Below are 17822 nucleotides of genomic sequence, written 5' to 3'. Positions count from 1 at the left end.
ATGTCGGAAGCCAAGTCCCCTGATGGGGACTACCCGGTGACCGCGCCCTCCGCAGCGGAGCGCACGAGACGGGAGTATTTGGCCAGAACGCCACGGGTATAGCGCGGGGGAAGCGGCTCCCAGCCAGAGCGGCGGGAGACAAGCTCAGCCTCATCGACGAGTAGGTCGAGAGTGCGAGCCGCGATATCGACCCGTATCAGATCACCATCGCGCACGAAGGCGATGGGACCTGCGTCCACCGCTTCGGGTGCTATGTGGCCGATGCACAGGCCGGTTGTGCCGCCTGAGAATCTGCCGTCCGTCAAGAGTAGTACATCTTTTCCGAGCCCAGCGCCCTTGATGGCGGCGGTGATGGCGAGCATCTCGCGCATGCCGGGGCCGCCCTTAGGGCCCTCGTAGCGGATGACGACGACATCGCCGGCGACGATCTCGCCGGCCTCGAGGGCATCCATCGCGGCGCGCTCGCGCTCGAAGACGCGCGCAGGACCCTCGAAGACGTCGGCGTCGAAGCCGGCGGACTTGACGACCGCGCCGTCGGGGGCGATCGAGCCGTGCAGGATCGTGATGCCACCGGTCGCGTGGATCGGGTCGCTGAAGGAGTGGATGACGTCGCCGTCGACCGGATCGGGGTCGAGGTCCGCGAGGTTCTCGGCGAGCGTCTTGCCCGTGACCGTCAGCGCGTCGCCGTGGAGGAGTCCCTCGTCGAGCATCGCCTTCATGATCACCGGGATGCCGCCGTGGCGATCGACGTCGTTCATGACGTACTTGCCGAACGGCTTCATATCGGCCACGTGCGGCGTCTTGTCGCCGATGCGGTTGAAGTCGTGCAGGTCGATGTCGACCTCGGCCTCGCGCGCGATCGCGAGCAGGTGCAGCACGACGTTCGTCGATCCGCCGAGCGCCATCGCCAGGGCGATCGCGTTCTCGAACGCCTCCTTGGTGAGGATGTCGCGCGTCGTGATGCCCAGGCGCAGGAGGTTCACGACGGCCTCACCGGAGCGGTGTGCGAAGTAGTCGCGACGGCGATCTGCGGACGGCGGAGCGGCGGAGCCGGGCAGCGACAGTCCCAGCGCCTCGGCGACCGAGGCCATCGTGTTGGCGGTGTACATGCCGCCGCACGCGCCCTCGCCGGGCGCGAACGAGCACTCGATGCGCTTGAGGTCGGCCTCGGTCATGCGACCGGCCAGGCACGCGCCGACTCCCTCGAAGGAGTCGATGATCGTGATCTCCTTCTCGGTCCCGTCGGAGAGCTTGACCCAGCCCGGGGCGATCGACCCGGCGTAGAGGAACACGCTCGAGAGGTCGAGACGGGCCGAGGCCATCAGCATGCCGGGGATCGACTTGTCGCAGCCCGCCAGGAGCACCGTGCCGTCGAGGCGCTCGGCCATGACGACCGTCTCGACCGAGTCGGCGATGACCTCGCGTGAGACGAGCGAGAAGTGCATGCCCTCATGGCCCATCGAGATGCCGTCCGAGACCGAGATCGTTCCGAACTGCAGCGGGTACCCGCCGCCGGAGTGCACGCCTTCCTTGGCGCCCTGCGCGAGGCGGTCCAGGCTCAGGTTGCAGGGGGTGATCTCGTTCCAGCTCGACGCGATGCCGATCTGGGGCTTGTCCCAGTCGGCGTCGCCCATCCCGACGCCGCGGAGCATTCCGCGCGACGTGGTGGCTTCGATGCCGTGCGTGACGACGCGGCTCCGGGGCTTGATGTCGATGGATTCTTCGTGCTCGGGCATTCTCGAAGTCTATTCCCGTACGGCTGCCCGCTCGGTCGCCAGCAGGTCGAGTGCGGCCACGAGCGCGGGGATGTCGGCGACGCAGACGGCGGCAGCCGTCGGGGGCACGCCGACATGGATTCCGAGGTCGCTGGATCCAAGGCTGCGGAGTGCGTCCTCGTCGGTCACGTCGTCGCCCGCGAAGAGGACGGCCGCGGCATCCGTGCGCTCTCGAAGCTCCGCGATCGCGGAGTCCTTGCCCTCATGGCGGAAGGCGTACTCGATGATGTTGTGGCCGGTGCGGCGGCGCCAGTGCGGCGCCTCGGCCTCGACGAGGGCGTCGACGAGGGCATCGGCCTCGCGTCCGTGCTCGGGCGTGGCGCGGCGCGTGTGGACTCCGAAGCCGAAGGTCTTGGGCTCGATCCAGATGCCGTCGAGGTGGGCCGTGGCCGCCGCGGCGTGCGCGCGGAGCGTGTCGCGCAGCCCGGCATCCTCCGGGTCTTCATCGTGGACGATGCGGCCCTCTCCCGGCAGCCAGAACTCGGCGCCGTGCGATCCCGCCAGCAGCAGCCGATCGTCGTCGCCGTGCTCGGCGATGACGCGGAGATCGCCGAGGCTGCGCCCCGAGACGAGGGCGACGACCGTGTCGGGTAGGTCCAGCAGCGCGTCGAGCGCGGTGCGGGCGGACGGCAGCATCCGCGCCGCCATCGGGTCGTCTACGAGCGGCGACAGCGTCCCGTCGAAATCGAGGGCGACGAGAAGGCGATCGGATGCCGCCACCCGCGCGATCTGCCCGCGCACGTCGTCGCCGCTCACCACTTGCCGCCGTTCGCCCGCTTGAGATCGCGGGCATCGGCCAGGGCGTCGAGGAACGACCGCGACCACGCGTCGACGTCGTTCTCGTTGACCTTCTTGCGCAGCGCCCGCATGCGCCGGCCCTGCTCCGCAGGGGGCATCTCGATGGCGCGGATGATGGCGTCCTTCATGCCGTCGATGTCGTGCGGGTTGATGCGCACGGCGCTCGGGAGTTCGTCGGCCGCGCCCGCGAACTCGCTCAGCACCAGCACGCCTCGGTTGTCGGTGCGCGCGGCGACATACTCCTTGGCGACGAGATTCATGCCGTCGCGGAGGGCGGTGACGAGCATGACGTCGGCCGCCATGAAGAGCGCCACCATCTCCTCGCGCGGGTACGCCTGGTGGAGATACCGGATCGCGGTGTGGCCCATCGTGTCGTAGTCGCCGTTGATGCGCCCGACCATCTGCTCGATCTCGTCGCGCAGCTGCATGTACGCTTCGACGCGCTCGCGGCTCGGGCTTGCGACCTGCACGAGTGTCACGTCCTCGACGGCGAGCCGGCCGTCTTCGAGCAGTTCGCCGAAGGCCTTCATACGGTGTCGGATGCCCTTGGTGTAGTCGAGCCGGTCCACACCGAGGAGGATCTTCTTCGGGTTGCCGAGACTCTCGCGGATCTCGCGGGCACGCGCTTTGATGTCTTCGCGCTCGGAGAGCTCGACGTAGGACGCCGCGTCGATCGAGATCGGGAACGCCTTGGCGAGGGCCTTGCGGCTGGTGCCGTCGCCGGTGGGGACGTTGATGCCCGACGCCTTCGTGACGAATCGCAGCTGGCGGCGCACGGCGCGGGCGAAGTTGCCGGCATCGGCGACTCGCTGGAACCCGATGACGTCGGCTCCGAGGAGTCCCTCGAGAACCTGGCGACGCCACGGGAGCTGGGAGTACAGGCCGTATGCCGGGAACGGAATGTGGTGGAAGTAGCCGATCGTGAGGTCGGGCCGCGCCTCGCGGAGCATCTTCGGCACGAGCTGCAGCTGGTAGTCCTGCACCCACACCGTCGCTCCCGGGGCGGCGACCGCCGCGGCGGCTTCGGCGAAGCGCTTGTTCACCTTGACGTACGAGTCCCACCACACGCGCCGATACCGGGGTTCGGAGATCACATCGTGGTACAGCGGCCAGAAGGTGTCGTTCGACATGCCCTCGTAGTACAGCTCGACGTCTTCGGCGCTGAGAGCGACGGGCACGAGGAAGGTGCCCTCGAACTCGAACGGTTCGACGTCGATGTCGGGCTGGCCGGGCCAGCCGACCCACGCTCCGTCGGCACGACGCATGACCGGCTCGAGCGCCGTGACGAGGCCGCCCGGAGAACGCCGCCACGAGTCCTCGCCGGAGGCGTCGACCACGCGATCCACGGGCAGACGGTTGGCGACGACGACGAGTTCGGCCTGAGTCACGGGGCTCCTGACGGTGGCGGGCGGCACGCCCAGGCTAACAGCGCCGGTGCGCGCGGTCCGGTGGCTTGACGCGCGAGCGACGCGCTGTCAAGGGGCGACGGACACGGGAGCGGCGCGATAGCGTGGGCGAATGCGCAAGTACCTCTTCGGCACCGGCCTGTTGACGGCGATCACCGGCGGCATCACGCTGCTGAGAGCCCTCCGCGAAGACGCGCCCTTCACGTGGCGCACGGCGCTCGGCTGGCTCAGCTGGGGCATTTCGCTCACGCTGGCGATCGGCGCGATCCTCGACATCCGGCGGGCGGGCCGGGGCGAACTCGTCGCCCGCGACTCGCCCGTGCACGGCAAGGAGAAGAAGTACCTCGTCCGCCGCATTCAGCGCTGAACTTCAGCGTGTGAGGATCAGCGCGTCGCCCTGACCGCCGCCGCCGCACAGCGCGACCGCGGCCGTGCCGCTCCCCCGCCGGACGAGCTCGTGAACCGCGTGCACGACGAGACGGTTGCCCGACGCGCCGATGGGGTGACCGATGGCGATGCCGCCGCCGTGCGGGTTCACGACGTCGTCCGACAGCCCGAGCTCGGCCTGCGAGCGGGCGACCACAGCGCCGAACGCCTCGTTGATCTCGACGATGTCGAGATCTGCCGGGCTGATCCCCTGCTTCGTGCACGCCTTCTCGATCGCCCGGGCGGGCTGCGCGTGCAACGAGTTGTCGGGGCCGGCGACCTGTCCTGATGCGCCGAGGACCGCGAGCACCGGCCAGCCCTTCTCATCCGCGTGCGATCGGGTCGTGAGGACGACCGCTGAGGCACCGTCCGAGATCTGCGACGAGTTGCCCGCCGTGATCGACCCACCCTCGGCGAACGCTGCGCGGAGCCCGCCGAGCGTCTCGACGGTCGTGTCGGGCCGCACGCCCTCATCCTGCGTCACGACGACCGGGGCGCCCTTGCGCTGCGGGATCTCGACGGGCACGATCTCGGCGTCGAAGAGGCCCTCGGCCTGCGCGGCGGCCGCACGCTGGTGCGAGCGCGCCGCGACGGCGTCCTGGGCCTCGCGGGTGACCTCGAGCCGGCCGTTGTGCCGCTCGGTCGAGGCGCCCATGCTCTCGCGGTCGTACGCGTCGGTGAGGCCGTCGTAGGCCATGTGGTCGAGCACCTCGATCGACCCGTACGCCCACCCGTCGCGTGATCCCATGAGGAGGTGCGGCGAACGGGTCATCGACTCCATGCCAGCGGCGACGACCACCGTGGCGTCGCCGACGGCGATCATGCGCGCTCCGTCGATGATGGCGGTGAGGCCCGACAAGCACACCTTGTTGACGGACGACGAGTGCACGTCCCACGGGATGCCGGCGCCGACCGCAGCCTGGCGTGCGGGGTTCTGCCCCGCCCCGGCAGCCAGCACCTGCCCGACCAGCACGGCGTCGACCGCGTCCGCGGGGATGCCGCTCTTCTCCAGCGCGCCGCGGATCGCGATGCTGCCGAGCTGCACCGAGGTGAGCGGCGCGAGCTGGCCCTTCAAGCGCCCCTGGGGCGTACGCGCCGCCGCGACGATGACGATGTCTTCGTGATTCATGCTTCCACCTTGAGCTGGTCCGAGAGGGTGAGGGGCGGCTCGGTCGCCGCGATGACCTCGTCGACGGTGACGCCGGGCGCCGTCTCGACGAGCACGAGGCCGGTATCCGTCACATCGATCACCGCGAGGTCCGTGATGATGCGATCGACCACGCCGCGCCCCGTGAGGGGGAGCGAGCACTCGGCGACGATCTTCGCCGAGCCGTCGCGGGCGACGTGCTCCATGAGCACGATCACCTTCGCGGCGCCGTGGACGAGGTCCATCGCGCCACCCGGGCCTTTGACCATCTTCCCCGGGATCATCCAGTTCGCAAGGTCGCCCGTGGCCGACACCTGCATCGCCCCGAGGATCGCGGCGTCGATCTTGCCGCCGCGGATCATGCCGAAGCTCGTGGCCGAGTCGAAGAAGGCCGCTCCCGCGAGGGTCGTGACGGTCTCTTTGCCGGCGTTGATGAGGTCGGGGTCGACGTTGTCGTCGGTCGGATACGGACCGACGCCGAGGATGCCGTTCTCGGATTGCAGCACCACCGTGATGTCGTCTGGAACGTAGTTCGGCACGAGGGTGGGGAGGCCGATGCCGAGGTTCACGTACGACCCGTCGGCGAGCTCCGCGGCGGCGCGCGCCGCCATTTCGTTGCGCGTGAGGGCCATGATCATGCTCCTTCGGGGATGTCGTGCGAGAGCGCTGCGGCGACCGAGACGGTGCGGCGCTCGATGCGCTTCTCGATACCGGTGCCGACCTCGACGATCCGGTGCACGTAGATACCCGGCAGGTGGATGCAGTCGGGGTCGAGCTCGCCGGGCTCGACCAGCTCCTCGACCTGCGCGATGCACACGCGGCCTGCCATCGCGGCGAGCGGGTTGAAGTTGCGGGCCGCCTTGTTGAAGATCAGGTTGCCGTGGCGGTCGCCCTGAGCAGCGTGCACGAGGGCGAAGTCGGTGACGATCGCCTCTTCGAGGACGTACTCGCGGGGCTCCCCCGACACCTCGAACGTGCGCACGTCCTTCACGGGAGAGGCGACGGCGATGCCGCCCGACCCGTCGTACCGTCGGGGCAGACCGCCCTCGGCGACCTGAGTGCCGACGCCGGTCTGGGTGTAGAACGCGGCGATGCCCGAGCCGCCGGCGCGCAGCTTCTCGGCGAGGGTCCCCTGTGGTGTGAGCTCGAGCTCGAGCTCACCCGAGAGGAACTGCCGCTCGAACTCCTTGTTCTCACCGACATACGACGAGGTCATCTTGCGTATGCGCTGCGCGCCCAGAAGGATGCCGAGACCCCAGTCGTCGACGCCGCAGTTGTTGCTCACGATGGAGAGGTCGGAGGTGCCCTGCGCCAGGAGCGCCTCGATGAGGGCGATGGGATTGCCCGAGAGCCCGAACCCGCCCACGGCGAGCGAGGCGGCGTCCGGGATGTCGGCGACGGCGGCCGCGGCAGAGTCCCAGGTCTTGTCGATCACGTGCACTCCCTTGTTCGTGTCCGTGTTCATCATCGACCCGCTTCGCCCTCGTGCGCACAGCGGAGGTTGCCATGTGGATCGCATTCCACCTAGTGTCCATATCGTGGACGGTTCGCGTGATGGCATTCCCGGCACGCAGTCGGTCGCGCGCGCCGCTCACCTGCTGCGGCTGGTGACGTCGGCAGGGACCGACGGGATGCCGGTCGCCGACCTCGCGCGGCGGGCCGAGCTGACCAGGCCCACGACGCACCGGCTCCTCGCGGCGCTGCGGCACGAGGGTCTCATCGATCAGGACGACCGCACGGGTCGCTGGGTGCCCGGGCCCGAGCTCTACCTGATGGGGACTGTCGCGGCATCCCGCTACGACATCACCGCCATCGCGCGCGACATCGTGCGATCGCTGGCCGTCCGCACCGAAGAGAGTGCATTCCTCTCAGTGCGCCGGGGTGATGAGACCGTGTGCCTGCTGCGCGAGGAGGGCAGCTTTCCGATCCGCTCGTTCGTGCTGTCGGAGGGCGTGCGGTTCCCGCTCGGCGTCGCGTCGGCGGGGCTCGCGATCCTGGCGTTCCTGCCGCCTCACGATGTGGACGCCTACTTCGAGAGGCACCCCGAGCTGTCGACCGCGTGGGGCGCGCCACACGGCGAGGCGCGGCTGCGGGCGCGGCTGCGAGACACGCACGAGCGCGGCTACGCGGTCAATCCAGGGCTCATCGTCGAAGGCAGCTTCGGGCTCGGGGCGGCGGTCTTCACCCGCGAGGGGCATCCGCAGTGGGCACTGAGTCTGACGGGCGTCGAGTTCCGCTTCGGCCCCGATCGGATCGCCGAGCTCGGCCGCACGCTCCTAGCGCATGCGCACCAGCTGACCACGCGCATCGGCCAAGCTTCCGGTCGCTGAGCGAGCGCCAGCGAGACGAAGCGCGTTTCGTCTCGGTCGCTGGCGCTCCCTCGCTCAACGACCGGAGGGACGAGCCGCAGCCCCGAGCTCCTCACGGACCACGGCGGCCACGGCATCCGAGCCCGCCTCGCTCATCACGATCGTGTAGTGGTTGACGCCGTCGACGCGCTCGTGACGTACGGCGGGGTTCCCCTCGAGCACGCGCTGGAGGTGATCGGGGGCGTAGAGGCCCGGCGACTCGTCCTGCAGGCCGCGCGGCGCGGTGAGCAGACGGGTCGGATGCCGCAGCCCCGCGAGCGCGTCGGGAATCGCGGTTCCGGTGTTCATGTCGAGCGTGTCGTCCGCGGTCGTCCGATAGCTCGTCGCCGGCCGGAAGGCGCCCTCGCCGTCGGAGACGAGGTCGTAGGCGAGATAGCGCTCGAGCTCCGGCGTCCAATCACGCCGGAAGGCGGCGTGCCGACGCCAGAAGTCGAGGTACTCCTCCACGCCTGCGAAACGCATCGACAGCCGCGCGGCGGTAGGTCCCAGGATCGCAGCGACCAGCGCGTCGGTGTCGAGTCCTACGGGCACATCGAGCGGGAGCCCACCGTCGACGAGGACGAGCCGCGACACGCGCTCCGGGTGCAGGTGTGCGAAGACGACCGCGACGAAGGCGCCCATCGAATGCCCGACGACCACTGCCCGCTCGACGCCGAGGGCGTCCAGCGCCGCGGCGAGGTCGTCGGCGTGAGCGCGCATGCCCGCACCGCCGCTGATTCCGTTGCTCGCGCCGCGACCGCGCAGGTCGGGTGCGATCGCGCGCACCCCCGGCAGGTTTCCGACCACGAACGGCCACGCGAGGTGCGACGCGGTCACGCCGTGCACGAGCAGCACGTCATCAGGCGTACCCGAGGCAGGCTCCGGGTCCCACACGCCCACCCGCAGGTCGCCGCCGGCGACGGGAACGTCGATCGTGCGATACGAGTGCGCCGTCATCGTGCGGTCCATCCGCCGTCCATCGTGTACGAGGCGCCGGTCACCATGCCCGACTTCGCCGAGACGAGCCACCCGGCCAACGAGGCGACCTCGTCGGCCTCGACGAGGCGCTTCACGGCTGTCTCGGTGAGCATGATCTTCTCGACGACCTCGCTCTCGGGGATGCCGTGCACCTTCGCCTGGTCGGCGATCTGCTTCTCGACGAGCGGTGTGCGCACGTACGCCGGGTTGATGCAGTTGCTCGTCACGCCGTGAGCGGCCCCCTCGAGGGCCGTCACCTTCGACAGGCCCTCGAGGCCGTGCTTGGCCGACACGTAGGCCGACTTGAACGCGCTCGCGCGCAGGCCGTGCGCACTCGAGATGTTGACGATGCGGCCCCAGCCGCGTTCGTACATTGGCGGCAGCGCCGCTCGGATGAGCAGAAACGGCGACTCGAGCATGAGGCGCAGCAGCAGCCGGAACGTCTCCGGGTCGAAGTCCTCGATCGGGCTCACCCGCTGGATCCCGGCGTTGTTGACCAGTATGTCGACGTCGAGGGCGAGGTCGTCGAGGGCTGCGGTGTCCGACAGATCCACCACCCACGCGTCGCCTCCGACCTCATCGGCGGCGGCGGCCGCGGCATCCGCGTTCAGGTCTGCGAGCGTGACATGCGCGCCGCGCCGGGCGAACTCGTGGGCGCACGCGAGTCCGATACCGCTCGCGCCCCCGGTGACGAGGGCGCGGCGACCCGCGAGATCCTGCTCGAGAGGGCCTGTCATCGGATGCCGCCTTCCGCCGGGCGCGGGGCGAGCGCGTTGTCGATCAATCGCGACATGCCGTCGAAGACGACGGGGTCCAGTTGAGCGGGCGGCCGCCCGTCGGCGTCACGCTCCCACAGCAGGAACCGCATGCCGATGAGCTCACCCATGCCCATGAGCGCCCACGCCGTGGTTGCGGGATCGAGCGCCCTGTCGATGTCGCCCGCCTCCTGCGCGGCGCGCAGCCCCGCTTCGTAGCCGTCCACGATGCGCGTGTAGTGCAGTCGCAGCACCTCGGGTGAGACGAACTCGGCCTCGCGCACGACGCGGTACAGCGCCGGGTGTTCGGCCGTGAAGCGGAAGAACCCCGCGAACCCGGCGCGCTCGGCCTCGAGCCGGGTCGCCGCCCCCGCCATGGCCTCGGTCATCGAGTGGCGGACGCGCCGGTTCAGATCGATCACGAGCGCCTCGAAGATCGACTGCTTGCTGTCGAAGTAGAGGTAGAACGTGCCGAGGCCGATGCCGGCACGCTCGGTGATCTTCACGATCGACGCCTCGTGGTATCCCTGCTCGGCGAAGACGGCCTCGGCCGCCTCGAGCAGGCGTCGCCGCGTGGCCTCGCCGCGCTTCGTGAGCGGCCGACCGGTCGCTGACGACACAAGCTCGACGTCGTCGTCGATGAGCTCTTCGGGAACAGTCATCTCCGCACTCCCTCCATCAGTTGCCGAGCGCGATCGCGCAATCGCGATCGTGCCAGCTTCTCGATCGTCGAACGCGGCAGTGCGTCGACGAACTCCACATGAACCGGCACCTTGAAAACCGCGAGATTCCTGCGCGCGTGGGCGCGCACCTCGTCGGCCGAGAGCACAGCGCCCGCCACCGGAACCACGAAGGCCACTCCTCGCTCGCCCCAGACGGCGTCGGGCACGCCCACGACGGCGGCTGCCTCGATGAGCGGGTGGAGCGACAGGGCGAGCTCGACCTCGGCAGGGGCGACGTTCTCGCCACCTGAGATGAAGATGTCCTTCAGACGGTCGACGATGCGGAAGACGCCGTCGGCATCGCGGTGCACGAGGTCGCCGGTGCGCAGCCACTCGCCGCTTCGGGCACGAGCGGTGGCTCCGTCGTCGCCGAGATAGCCCGCGAAGACGCTGGGCCCGCGAACCCACAGCTCCCCCGTCGCATCGCCCTCGAGCGGCAGGAGCGTCTCGGGGTCGACGACGAGCACGCCGACGTGCGGGTACGGACGCCCGACGGCGCCGGGCGCGCGCGCCGCCTCGGCGGCGGGCAGGTGCAGCACGTTGGGCGCAGCCTCGGTGAGCCCGTAGCCCTGTGTGAGAGGGATGCCTCGCCGCGTCCACTCGTCCTGCAGCCACGGGGGCATCGTCGCCCCGCCGACGAGTGCGAGGCGCAGGGCCCCGGCATCCGTCGCCTGCCATTCGCGATCCGACGTGAGCATCGCGTACTGCGTCGGCACGCCCATCATCGCGGTGACACGGCGCTCCGCGATCAGCTGCAGGACGCGGGCCGGCTGGAACGAGCGCTCAAGAACCACGGTCGCGCCCACCCACCACGCGAGGAGGGGCTGGCAGTTCCAGGCGGCGACATGGAACTGCGGCAGCATCGCCAGTACGACGTCGTCGGCGTTCAGCGGCATCGCCTGGGCGAGCGCGAGGTTGTTCCAGAAGCAGTTCGCGTGGGTGAGCACGACACCCTTCGGCGCGGCTTCGCTGCCCGACGTGAAGACGACCAGCAGCGCGTCGTCGTCGTGCACGTGGCGTGTGGGGCGCGGATGGCGGGACGGGGGGACGGATGCTTCGACCCCCGTCGTCCCGAGAGCGGCGACCGCAGGCAGTTCCCTCGCGTCCGCACCCGCGCGCGCGTCGACGAGCCGCCGCAGCGCCTCGTCGGCGAGCGAGGAGTGCTCGTCCTCGACCAGCACCAGCACGGGATCCGCACGATCCAGCACCTCGACGAGCTCGCGCGGGGTGAGGCGCCACGACAGCGGCACCATCGCGACGCCGGCGAGGGCGCACGCGAAGAACACGACGACGTGGTCGGTCGAGTTTCCCGACACGGTCGCGACGCGGTCGCCCGGTCCGTAGCCTGCCTGTCGCAGCCCCTCGGCGAGGTCGGTCGCCCGCACAGCGAGCGTCGCGTAGTCGGTGGTGACGCCCCGGTCGTCGATGGCGATGCGGCGAGGCGAGTGCGCGGCACGGTCGGTGATCCAGCGGCCGATCGTGTGCGCGCCGTCTTCGAGCCCCGACTCCCAGGTCATGTGCGCACCTCCATCGGAGCGTCGGCGGTGCCGGAGGCGTCTTCGAGCGTCTGCAGCGCACCGCGCGCCCGCCCGCCGCGACGACGGCGAACCGTGGCGTCGATCGTGCCGGCGATACCGCCGGGCAGGAACATCACCACGAGGATGAACAGCACTCCCAGGAGGAACAGCGGCTCCGAAAGCGGTACGCGCAAGACGTCGGGAAGGCCCGCGATGACCTCTGATCCGGCGAGGACGGTGAGCCGCTGGTCGAGCAGCGTGTAGAGCACACCGCCAACAATCGCACCCCAGCGGAACCCGACGCCACCGAGAACCACCATCACGAGGATCGTGATCGTGAGATCGGCCGAAACCGCCCGAGGAACAGTGCCCGACTGCAGCAGCATGTAGGCGACTCCGGCGAGGCTCGCGAGCACCGCCGCGATCACGAACACGATCAGCTTCACGCGGTACGGGCTCAGCCCCAGCACCCGCACACGCTGCTCGTTTTCGCGCGTCGCCCGCGCCAGGTGGCCGAGACGCGACGTGTCGACCCAGAGGGTCACGAGGTACACGACCACCAGCACCGCGAGGGTGAGCCAGTACAGATTGCGGGTGTTGACGACGCCCAGGAGGAACTCGGGCACCTGTTCCGTGTTGAGGCTCAGCCCCTCCTCGCCGCCGGTGACTGCGGAGTTGCGGCGCACGAGCACCGATCCCGCCTGGGCGAACGCGAGCGTCACCATCGCGAACGGTATGCCTGAGACGCGCATCGACACGGCTCCGGTGACGAGGGCGATCAGCATCCCGCCGACGAGCGCGATGAAGACTCCCGGCCACAGCGGCACGCCGAAGTGCTCGAGCGCGATGCCGAGTCCGTAGGCGCCGGCTCCGAAGTACAGGGCATGGCCGAACGACAGCATCCCGCCCGAACCCAGCAGCAGGTTGTACGACAACGCAAGGGCGGCGAAGACCATGCACAGCGACAGCAGCGCGAGCGTCCCCGGCATGTAGGTGGGGGTGGGAAGGATGCCGGGAATCGAGATGTTCAGGAGCGGCAGCACCGCCATGAACACCACGAGAACGGCGCCGACGATCGCCGGAATGAAGCGACGGATCATGCCTTCCTCCCGAGAAGTCCGGCGGGCCGCAGCAGCAGCACGAGCGCCAGCAGGATGACGACGATGAAGTCGCCGGTGCCACCGAGGTAGAAGTTGGCGAACTGCTGCAGCACCGCGACGAGCACCGAGGCGACCGCGGCGCCGGTGAGCGAACCGAGTCCGCCGACGACGGTGACGATGAACGCGAAGATCAGCAGGGTCGCGCCGAGGTGGGCTGAGACGAAGGTCGAGTAGTGCATCGCCAGCACGCCGCCGATGCCCGCCGCCGCGCCGCCGATCGCGAACACGAGGGTGAACGACCGGCGCACGTCGATCCCGAGCGCCGTCACCATCGAGCGGTTCTCGACGCCGGCGCGGATGATCATGCCGTAGCGGGTCTTCTGCAGGAACAGCACGAGAGCAGTGAGCACGAGGATCGCGGCGATCATGAGCACCCAGTACGTGTTCGGAATGCGGGCTCCGAGCACGAGGGTGGTCTCCTTGAGCCACGGCGGCCCCGAGATGTGGATCGGATCGGTGCCCCAGATGCCCTCGAAGAGAGCGACTGCGGCGAACGAGAGACCGACGGTGACGAGCACCTGCTCGATGTGCCGCTCGTACAGCGGCCGGATGAGGACGAGCTCGGTGAGCGTCGCGAACGCGGCCCCGACACCCGCGCCGACGAGCACCGAGAGCAGGAACGATCCCCACGAGTCGGTGCCGAGCGCCTGCGCGACCATCCAGCCCACGAAGGCGCTGAGCGTGAGGAACGCCCCGTGTGCGAAGTTGAGCACGTGCATAAGCCCGTAGATGAGGCTGAGGCCGCTCGCGACGAGGAAGTAGAGGGCGCCGAGGCCGACGCCGGTGATGAGGGTGAGGACGAGGGTGCTCACGCGTGGGCCTCCGCGTGCACTCCGAGCAGGCGCCGCGTGAGCTCGTCGTCGTCGAGGATCTCGAGTGCCTTTGCTATGTGGACGACCCGTCCGCCTCCGATCACGATCGCGTCGTCGGCGAGCTGACGCACGACCTCGAGATTCTGCTCGACGAGCAGGATCGGGACGACCTTCGAGGCTTCGGCCAGCGCAGCGGCGACCTCGGTGACGATCTTCGGCGCCAGGCCCTTCGTCGGCTCGTCGACGAGGATCAGCCGGTTGTCGTTGAGCAGCGCCCGCGCGACCGAGACCATCTGTTGCTGTCCGCCCGACAGGGTGCCGGCCTGCTGGTCGCGGCGTGCGACGAGATCGGGGAAGAGCTCGGCGACGAACTCGCGGCGCGGGTTTCGCTGCCGCTCAGCCAGGGCCAGGTTCTCGGCGACCGTGAGCTTCGAGAAGATCTCTCGGTCTTCGGGCACGTAGCCGACGCCTCGGCGCACGATGCGGTGCGTGGGCAGCCCGTCGATGCGCTCCCCCGCGAGTCGCACCTCGCCACGACGGTGGATGAGCCCGAGGATGCCGCGCAGGGTCGACGTCTTGCCGACGCCGTTGCGACCGAGGACGGCCGTGATGCCGGTCGCCGGCACCTCGAAGGTGACGTCTTCGACGACCTGCTGACCCGCGATCGTGCAGCGCAGGTTCGAGACGGTGAGGATGGGTTCGGCGCTCATGCCGCGGCATTTCCGAGATACGCGCTCTGCACCAGCGGGTCGGCCATGATGCGCTCGGGTGTGTCGTAGGCGATGATGCTGCCGAAGTACATGACCGCGACGCGGTCGACGAGGCCCATCAACACGTCGATGTGGTGCTCGACCATGAGCACGGTGCAGCCCTTCTCGCGGTGGAGCGCCCGGATGTTCTCGACGAGGCCGGGGACGTCCCCCGACCCGACGCCGGCCATCGGCTCATCCAGCAGCACGATGCTGGTGTCGGTGGCCAGCAGCACCGCGATCTCGAGCTTTCGCTTGTCGCCGTGCGAGATGTCGCCGGCGGCGCTCTCGCGCAGGTGCGAGAGCCCGACAGCCTCGATGTGCGCCAGGGCGAGCTCGGTCGCGGCATCCGATCTCCGCGGGAACCGCACGAGTGATGCCGAACCGCCGAGCGCGACCTGAGCCGCGAGCCGCACGTTCTCGAGCACCGTGAGCCGGGGGAACAGGCTCGATGTCTGGAAGGTGCGCCCCAGTCCCGCCCGTGCCCTAGAGGACACGGACGCCGTCGTGATGTCGCGGCCGTCGAGCTGGACGGATCCTGCCGTGGGTTTCACGAGGCCGGAGATCACGTTGAAGAGCGTGGTCTTGCCGGCGCCGTTGGGTCCGATGACCCCCACGAGCGAGCCCGCGGCGATATCGAGTGCGACGTCTTTCAGGATGGTCGCTCCGCCGATCTGAAGGCCGAGGCCTTCGACCGTGAGAGCGGACCCGCGCCGAGCGGCGGCGGGCGCCGTGTCGGGCACGGACGGGACGGGAGTGCTCATGTGTCGCTCGGCCGCCGGTCCTACTGGGCCTCGGCCGGGGCGACGGCGTCGGCCGCGACCGTGTCGACGAGCTCGGGCACGAAGCTGCCGCCGTCGGCGACGAGCTTGACCTGGTACATCTCCTGGATGAGCGCGTGGTCGCCCTCGCGCACCGTCATGGCGCCCTTGGGTCCCTCGAACTCGAAGCCCTCCAGAGCGTCCACCATCGCGTCGACATCACCCTGACCCTGCTCGATGGCGTGGACGATCATGATCGCCGCGTTGAAGCCGTCGGGGCTGAACAGGTCGGCGGTGCCGCCGCCGGCCTCGATCGCCTCGACCATCGCGGTGTTCACGTCGTTGTCGGGGGCCCCGGAGAAGTAGTGGTTGAGGAAGTCGATCTTCTCCGACGCCTCGCCGTACGCGCCGAAGGTCGCGGCGTCACCGAGGCCGGTGACCACGGGGATCGCGTCCAGCACGCCCTGCTGGCTCATCGCCTGCCACATGGCGCCCGAGGTGGCACCGGCCCACGCGACGAACACGAGATCGGGCTCACCCGCGAGCACCTGCTGTGCGAACGGGGTGAACTCGGTCGCGTCCTCGGCGACGAGCACCGGCGTGACCGTGGCGCCCTGGGCGCCGAGGATCGCCTCGACCGCTGCCGCGTTGCCCTGGCCGAACGCGTTGTCCTGGGCGAACACGGCGATCGTCTTGCCGTCGATGTCGTCGAGGAAGGTTCCGGCGGTCGCGACGTCCTGCGCGCTCTGGCGGCCGGAGCGGAACGTGTACTCGTTGATGCCGGTGATCGCATCCGCTGCAGCCGGTCCCGAGATGTAGAGGACCTGATTCTGCGCCGCCTGCTCGGCGACCGCGAGCGCGACGCCCGACGACGCGGTGCCGGCGATGATGTTGACGCCGGCGCCGATGAGCTCCTTGACGGCGGTCACCGCCTTGTCCGGGTCGCCCGCGTCGTCGCGGTACTCCACGTTGATGACCGTGCCGCCGACCTCGCCGGTGCCGTCGGTGGCATAGTCGAGTCCGGCCTTGAACGCGTCGAGGTACTGCGTGCCGTAGCCGGCGAGCGGACCGGATTCGCTCGTGACGATCCCGACCGTCACCTCGGCGAGGCCTTCGCCCTCGGCGTCGCCGTCATCGGGCGTGACCGACGGCGCACAGGCCGCCAGAGCGAGAGCGGCCGTTACGGCCATCGAGCCCAGGAGCAACTTCTTCGAAACCCGCATGTGCGTGCCTTTCACCATTGGAAGGGGGTGCGTCAGAGACGTTACCTGAAAACTGATTCAGGTTCCCGCAAATGTAGGCAGACGTCGACGACGAGGTCAAGCGGAGAGCGGATGCCGCGGCGAGTCGTTATCGATTCGCGACATGGTGGACGCAGAAAGAGCGGCCCCGTCCGGGACCGCTCTTTCGATGGTGCACCCCCTCGGACTTGAACCGAGAACCCACTGATTAAGAGTCAGTTGCTCTGCCGATTGAGCTAGAGGTGCGTGGTTCGCAACACGGCGAACCGAGGGTCAACATTAGCATCACGATTGCGTCACTCGGAAATCGAGGCAGGAATCGGCCGCATATCCTTGTCATCGTGACCTCCCCCTCCTCGCAGCCGTCGTTCGATGCGCCGTTCGAGGAGGATCTCACCGCCGATCTCGAACTGGCGCTCCGACTCGCAGACGCGGCGGATGCGGCATCCATGGGTCGCTTCGACGCCCCTGACCTCGACATCCGTAGGAAGTCCGATGCCACGCACGTCACCGAGGCCGACCTCGCCACCGAGCGGGCGATCCGCGCCCTGCTTGAGGCCGAACGCCCGGATGACAGCGTGTTCGGCGAGGAGTACGGCGTCACGGGCGAGTCGAGCCGCCAGTGGATCATCGACCCGATCGACGGCACCGCGAACTATCTCAAGGGCATCCCGATGTGGACCACCCTCATCGCGCTCGCGATCGACGGCGTGCCCCGCGTCGGCGTCGTGAGCCAGCCGGCGATCGGCCGGCGCTGGTGGGCGGCGACAGGTCACGGCGCGTGGACGAACACCGTGTCGGGAGATCCGAAGCGCATCGCGGTGTCTCGGGTCGACACGCTCGCCGAGGCGAGCGTGAGCTTCCAGAGCGTCGAGCAGTGGGACACGGTCGGTCGCTCCGACGCTCTGCTGCGGCTCAGCCGCACGGTCTGGCGCGACCGCGGCTACGGCGACGCCTGGCCGTACATGCTGCTGGCCGAAGGCCGCCTCGAGTTCGTCGCCGAGTTCGGCGTGAAGGAGTACGACATCGCGGCGCTCGTGCCGATCGTGCACGAGGCGGGCGGTCGCTTCACCTCGTTCGACGGCGTCGACACCCTCGCCGATCGCTCCTCGCTCGCGACGAATCGCGTTCTGCACGACGACTTCCTGACTCTTCTCCACTCCGACTGACCTGCAGTATCCGGCTTCCCCGAGCCGACACGCCCCCCTGCCCCTGCCCGTTCTCCTC

Annotated in this window: 18 protein-coding genes and 1 tRNA gene; 3 read left to right on the top strand and 16 right to left on the bottom strand. The window is 69.4% G+C overall.

Translation table 11 applies throughout. The annotated features are described in order from the left end of the window. Positions 1-29: 29 nt before the first annotated feature. Genes ilvD through FFS15_RS09770 form a run of 3 tightly spaced genes read right to left on the bottom strand, consistent with a single transcriptional unit; the run spans position 30 to position 3961 of the window. Positions 30-1736, bottom strand: coding sequence for a dihydroxy-acid dehydratase (ilvD, locus tag FFS15_RS09780; RefSeq protein ID WP_137844840.1), 1707 nt, complete (start codon positions 1734-1736; stop codon positions 30-32). A 9-nt stretch (positions 1737-1745) separates the two neighbouring features. Then, on the bottom strand, positions 1746-2531 hold the full coding sequence (gene otsB, locus FFS15_RS09775) for a trehalose-phosphatase (protein ID WP_171013153.1): 786 nt from the start codon (positions 2529-2531) through the stop codon (positions 1746-1748). Then, positions 2528-3961, bottom strand: coding sequence for a trehalose-6-phosphate synthase (locus tag FFS15_RS09770; RefSeq protein ID WP_137844839.1), 1434 nt, complete (start codon positions 3959-3961; stop codon positions 2528-2530). The genes otsB and FFS15_RS09770 overlap by 4 nt, the downstream gene beginning before the upstream one ends. A gap of 130 nt (positions 3962-4091) precedes the next feature. On the opposite strand from FFS15_RS09770, the gene FFS15_RS09765 reads away from it, so the two are divergent. Further along, entirely contained in the window at positions 4092-4346 is a 255-nt protein-coding gene (locus FFS15_RS09765; RefSeq protein WP_137844838.1) for a hypothetical protein, read from the top strand. 3 nt (positions 4347-4349) lie between these two features. Here the strand turns inward: FFS15_RS09765 and FFS15_RS09760 are convergent, their stop codons facing one another. Genes FFS15_RS09760 through FFS15_RS09750 form a run of 3 tightly spaced genes read right to left on the bottom strand, consistent with a single transcriptional unit; the run spans position 4350 to position 6987 of the window. Further along, a complete protein-coding gene (locus FFS15_RS09760; protein ID WP_137844837.1) occupies positions 4350-5534 on the bottom strand; it encodes an acetyl-CoA C-acetyltransferase in 1185 nt (394 codons plus the stop codon). Then, positions 5531-6184, bottom strand: coding sequence for a 3-oxoacid CoA-transferase subunit B (locus FFS15_RS09755; RefSeq protein ID WP_171013152.1), 654 nt, complete (start codon positions 6182-6184; stop codon positions 5531-5533). The genes FFS15_RS09760 and FFS15_RS09755 overlap by 4 nt, the downstream gene beginning before the upstream one ends. A gap of 2 nt (positions 6185-6186) precedes the next feature. Then, positions 6187-6987 carry a CoA transferase subunit A gene (locus tag FFS15_RS09750; RefSeq protein WP_137844932.1) on the bottom strand — a complete coding sequence of 267 codons (801 nt, stop codon included), beginning with the start codon at positions 6985-6987 and terminating at the stop codon, positions 6187-6189. A 103-nt stretch (positions 6988-7090) separates the two neighbouring features. Between FFS15_RS09750 and FFS15_RS09745 the strand changes: the two genes are divergently transcribed. Beyond that, positions 7091-7882 carry an IclR family transcriptional regulator gene (locus FFS15_RS09745; RefSeq protein ID WP_137844836.1) on the top strand — a complete coding sequence of 264 codons (792 nt, stop codon included), beginning with the start codon at positions 7091-7093 and terminating at the stop codon, positions 7880-7882. A 54-nt stretch (positions 7883-7936) separates the two neighbouring features. Here the strand turns inward: FFS15_RS09745 and FFS15_RS09740 are convergent, their stop codons facing one another. From FFS15_RS09740 to FFS15_RS09695, 10 genes are all read right to left on the bottom strand, one after another. Further along, positions 7937-8869, bottom strand: a complete 933-nt coding sequence (locus tag FFS15_RS09740; RefSeq protein ID WP_171013151.1) for an alpha/beta hydrolase — start codon at positions 8867-8869, stop codon at positions 7937-7939. After that, positions 8854-9615: a 3-hydroxybutyrate dehydrogenase gene (locus FFS15_RS09735; RefSeq protein ID WP_137844835.1), complete on the bottom strand. Its 762-nt coding sequence runs from the start codon at positions 9613-9615 to the stop codon at positions 8854-8856. The genes FFS15_RS09740 and FFS15_RS09735 overlap by 16 nt, the downstream gene beginning before the upstream one ends. Further along, a complete protein-coding gene (locus FFS15_RS09730) occupies positions 9612-10295 on the bottom strand; it encodes a TetR/AcrR family transcriptional regulator (RefSeq protein WP_137844834.1) in 684 nt (227 codons plus the stop codon). Before FFS15_RS09730 ends, FFS15_RS09735 begins: the two co-directional genes overlap by 4 nt. After that, entirely contained in the window at positions 10292-11872 is a 1581-nt protein-coding gene (locus tag FFS15_RS09725; protein ID WP_137844833.1) for an AMP-binding protein, read from the bottom strand. Before FFS15_RS09725 ends, FFS15_RS09730 begins: the two co-directional genes overlap by 4 nt. Beyond that, a complete protein-coding gene (locus FFS15_RS09720; protein ID WP_137844832.1) occupies positions 11869-12972 on the bottom strand; it encodes a branched-chain amino acid ABC transporter permease in 1104 nt (367 codons plus the stop codon). The genes FFS15_RS09725 and FFS15_RS09720 overlap by 4 nt, the downstream gene beginning before the upstream one ends. Beyond that, positions 12969-13844: a branched-chain amino acid ABC transporter permease gene (locus FFS15_RS09715; RefSeq protein WP_137844831.1), complete on the bottom strand. Its 876-nt coding sequence runs from the start codon at positions 13842-13844 to the stop codon at positions 12969-12971. The genes FFS15_RS09720 and FFS15_RS09715 overlap by 4 nt, the downstream gene beginning before the upstream one ends. Then, positions 13841-14554: an ABC transporter ATP-binding protein gene (locus FFS15_RS09710; RefSeq protein ID WP_137844830.1), complete on the bottom strand. Its 714-nt coding sequence runs from the start codon at positions 14552-14554 to the stop codon at positions 13841-13843. The genes FFS15_RS09715 and FFS15_RS09710 overlap by 4 nt, the downstream gene beginning before the upstream one ends. Then, the gene (locus FFS15_RS09705) at positions 14551-15357 is read right to left on the bottom strand and encodes an ABC transporter ATP-binding protein (protein WP_137844829.1); all 807 of its coding nucleotides are present in this window, start codon (positions 15355-15357) and stop codon (positions 14551-14553) included. Before FFS15_RS09705 ends, FFS15_RS09710 begins: the two co-directional genes overlap by 4 nt. Before the next feature lie 20 nt (positions 15358-15377). After that, the gene (locus FFS15_RS09700; protein ID WP_137844828.1) at positions 15378-16577 is read right to left on the bottom strand and encodes a substrate-binding domain-containing protein; all 1200 of its coding nucleotides are present in this window, start codon (positions 16575-16577) and stop codon (positions 15378-15380) included. 188 nt (positions 16578-16765) lie between these two features. After that, positions 16766-16841: transfer RNA gene (locus FFS15_RS09695), tRNA-Lys, on the bottom strand. Between the two features lie 95 nt (positions 16842-16936). Between FFS15_RS09695 and FFS15_RS09690 the strand changes: the two genes are divergently transcribed. Continuing rightward, the gene (locus FFS15_RS09690) at positions 16937-17764 is read left to right on the top strand and encodes an inositol monophosphatase family protein (RefSeq protein WP_137844827.1); all 828 of its coding nucleotides are present in this window, start codon (positions 16937-16939) and stop codon (positions 17762-17764) included. Positions 17765-17822 lie beyond the last annotated feature (58 nt).

Origin of the sequence: Microbacterium sp. 2FI (assembly GCF_005502885.1) — a bacterium.
GTDB lineage: Bacteria > Actinomycetota > Actinomycetes > Actinomycetales > Microbacteriaceae > Microbacterium.
This window is presented reverse-complemented; position numbering and strand designations above follow the sequence as displayed.

Bases quoted from the DNA above. Each gene is read 5' to 3' on its own strand.
- FFS15_RS09700 (WP_137844828.1), bottom strand. From the start codon at position 16,577: ATGCGGGTTTCGAAGAAGTTGCTCCTGGGCTCGATGGCCGTAACGGCC.
- FFS15_RS09765 (WP_137844838.1), top strand. From the start codon at position 4,092: ATGCGCAAGTACCTCTTCGGCACCGGCCTGTTGACGGCGATCACCGGC.
- FFS15_RS09720 (WP_137844832.1), bottom strand. From the start codon at position 12,972: ATGATCCGTCGCTTCATTCCGGCGATCGTCGGCGCCGTTCTCGTGGTG.
- FFS15_RS09755 (WP_171013152.1), bottom strand. From the start codon at position 6,184: ATGGCCCTCACGCGCAACGAAATGGCGGCGCGCGCCGCCGCGGAGCTC.
- FFS15_RS09760 (WP_137844837.1), bottom strand. From the start codon at position 5,534: ATGAATCACGAAGACATCGTCATCGTCGCGGCGGCGCGTACGCCCCAG.
- FFS15_RS09735 (WP_137844835.1), bottom strand. From the start codon at position 9,615: ATGACAGGCCCTCTCGAGCAGGATCTCGCGGGTCGCCGCGCCCTCGTC.
- FFS15_RS09705 (WP_137844829.1), bottom strand. From the start codon at position 15,357: ATGAGCACTCCCGTCCCGTCCGTGCCCGACACGGCGCCCGCCGCCGCT.
- FFS15_RS09725 (WP_137844833.1), bottom strand. From the start codon at position 11,872: ATGACCTGGGAGTCGGGGCTCGAAGACGGCGCGCACACGATCGGCCGC.
- FFS15_RS09710 (WP_137844830.1), bottom strand. From the start codon at position 14,554: ATGAGCGCCGAACCCATCCTCACCGTCTCGAACCTGCGCTGCACGATC.
- ilvD (WP_137844840.1), bottom strand. From the start codon at position 1,736: ATGCCCGAGCACGAAGAATCCATCGACATCAAGCCCCGGAGCCGCGTC.
- FFS15_RS09740 (WP_171013151.1), bottom strand. From the start codon at position 8,869: ATGGACCGCACGATGACGGCGCACTCGTATCGCACGATCGACGTTCCC.
- FFS15_RS09730 (WP_137844834.1), bottom strand. From the start codon at position 10,295: ATGACTGTTCCCGAAGAGCTCATCGACGACGACGTCGAGCTTGTGTCG.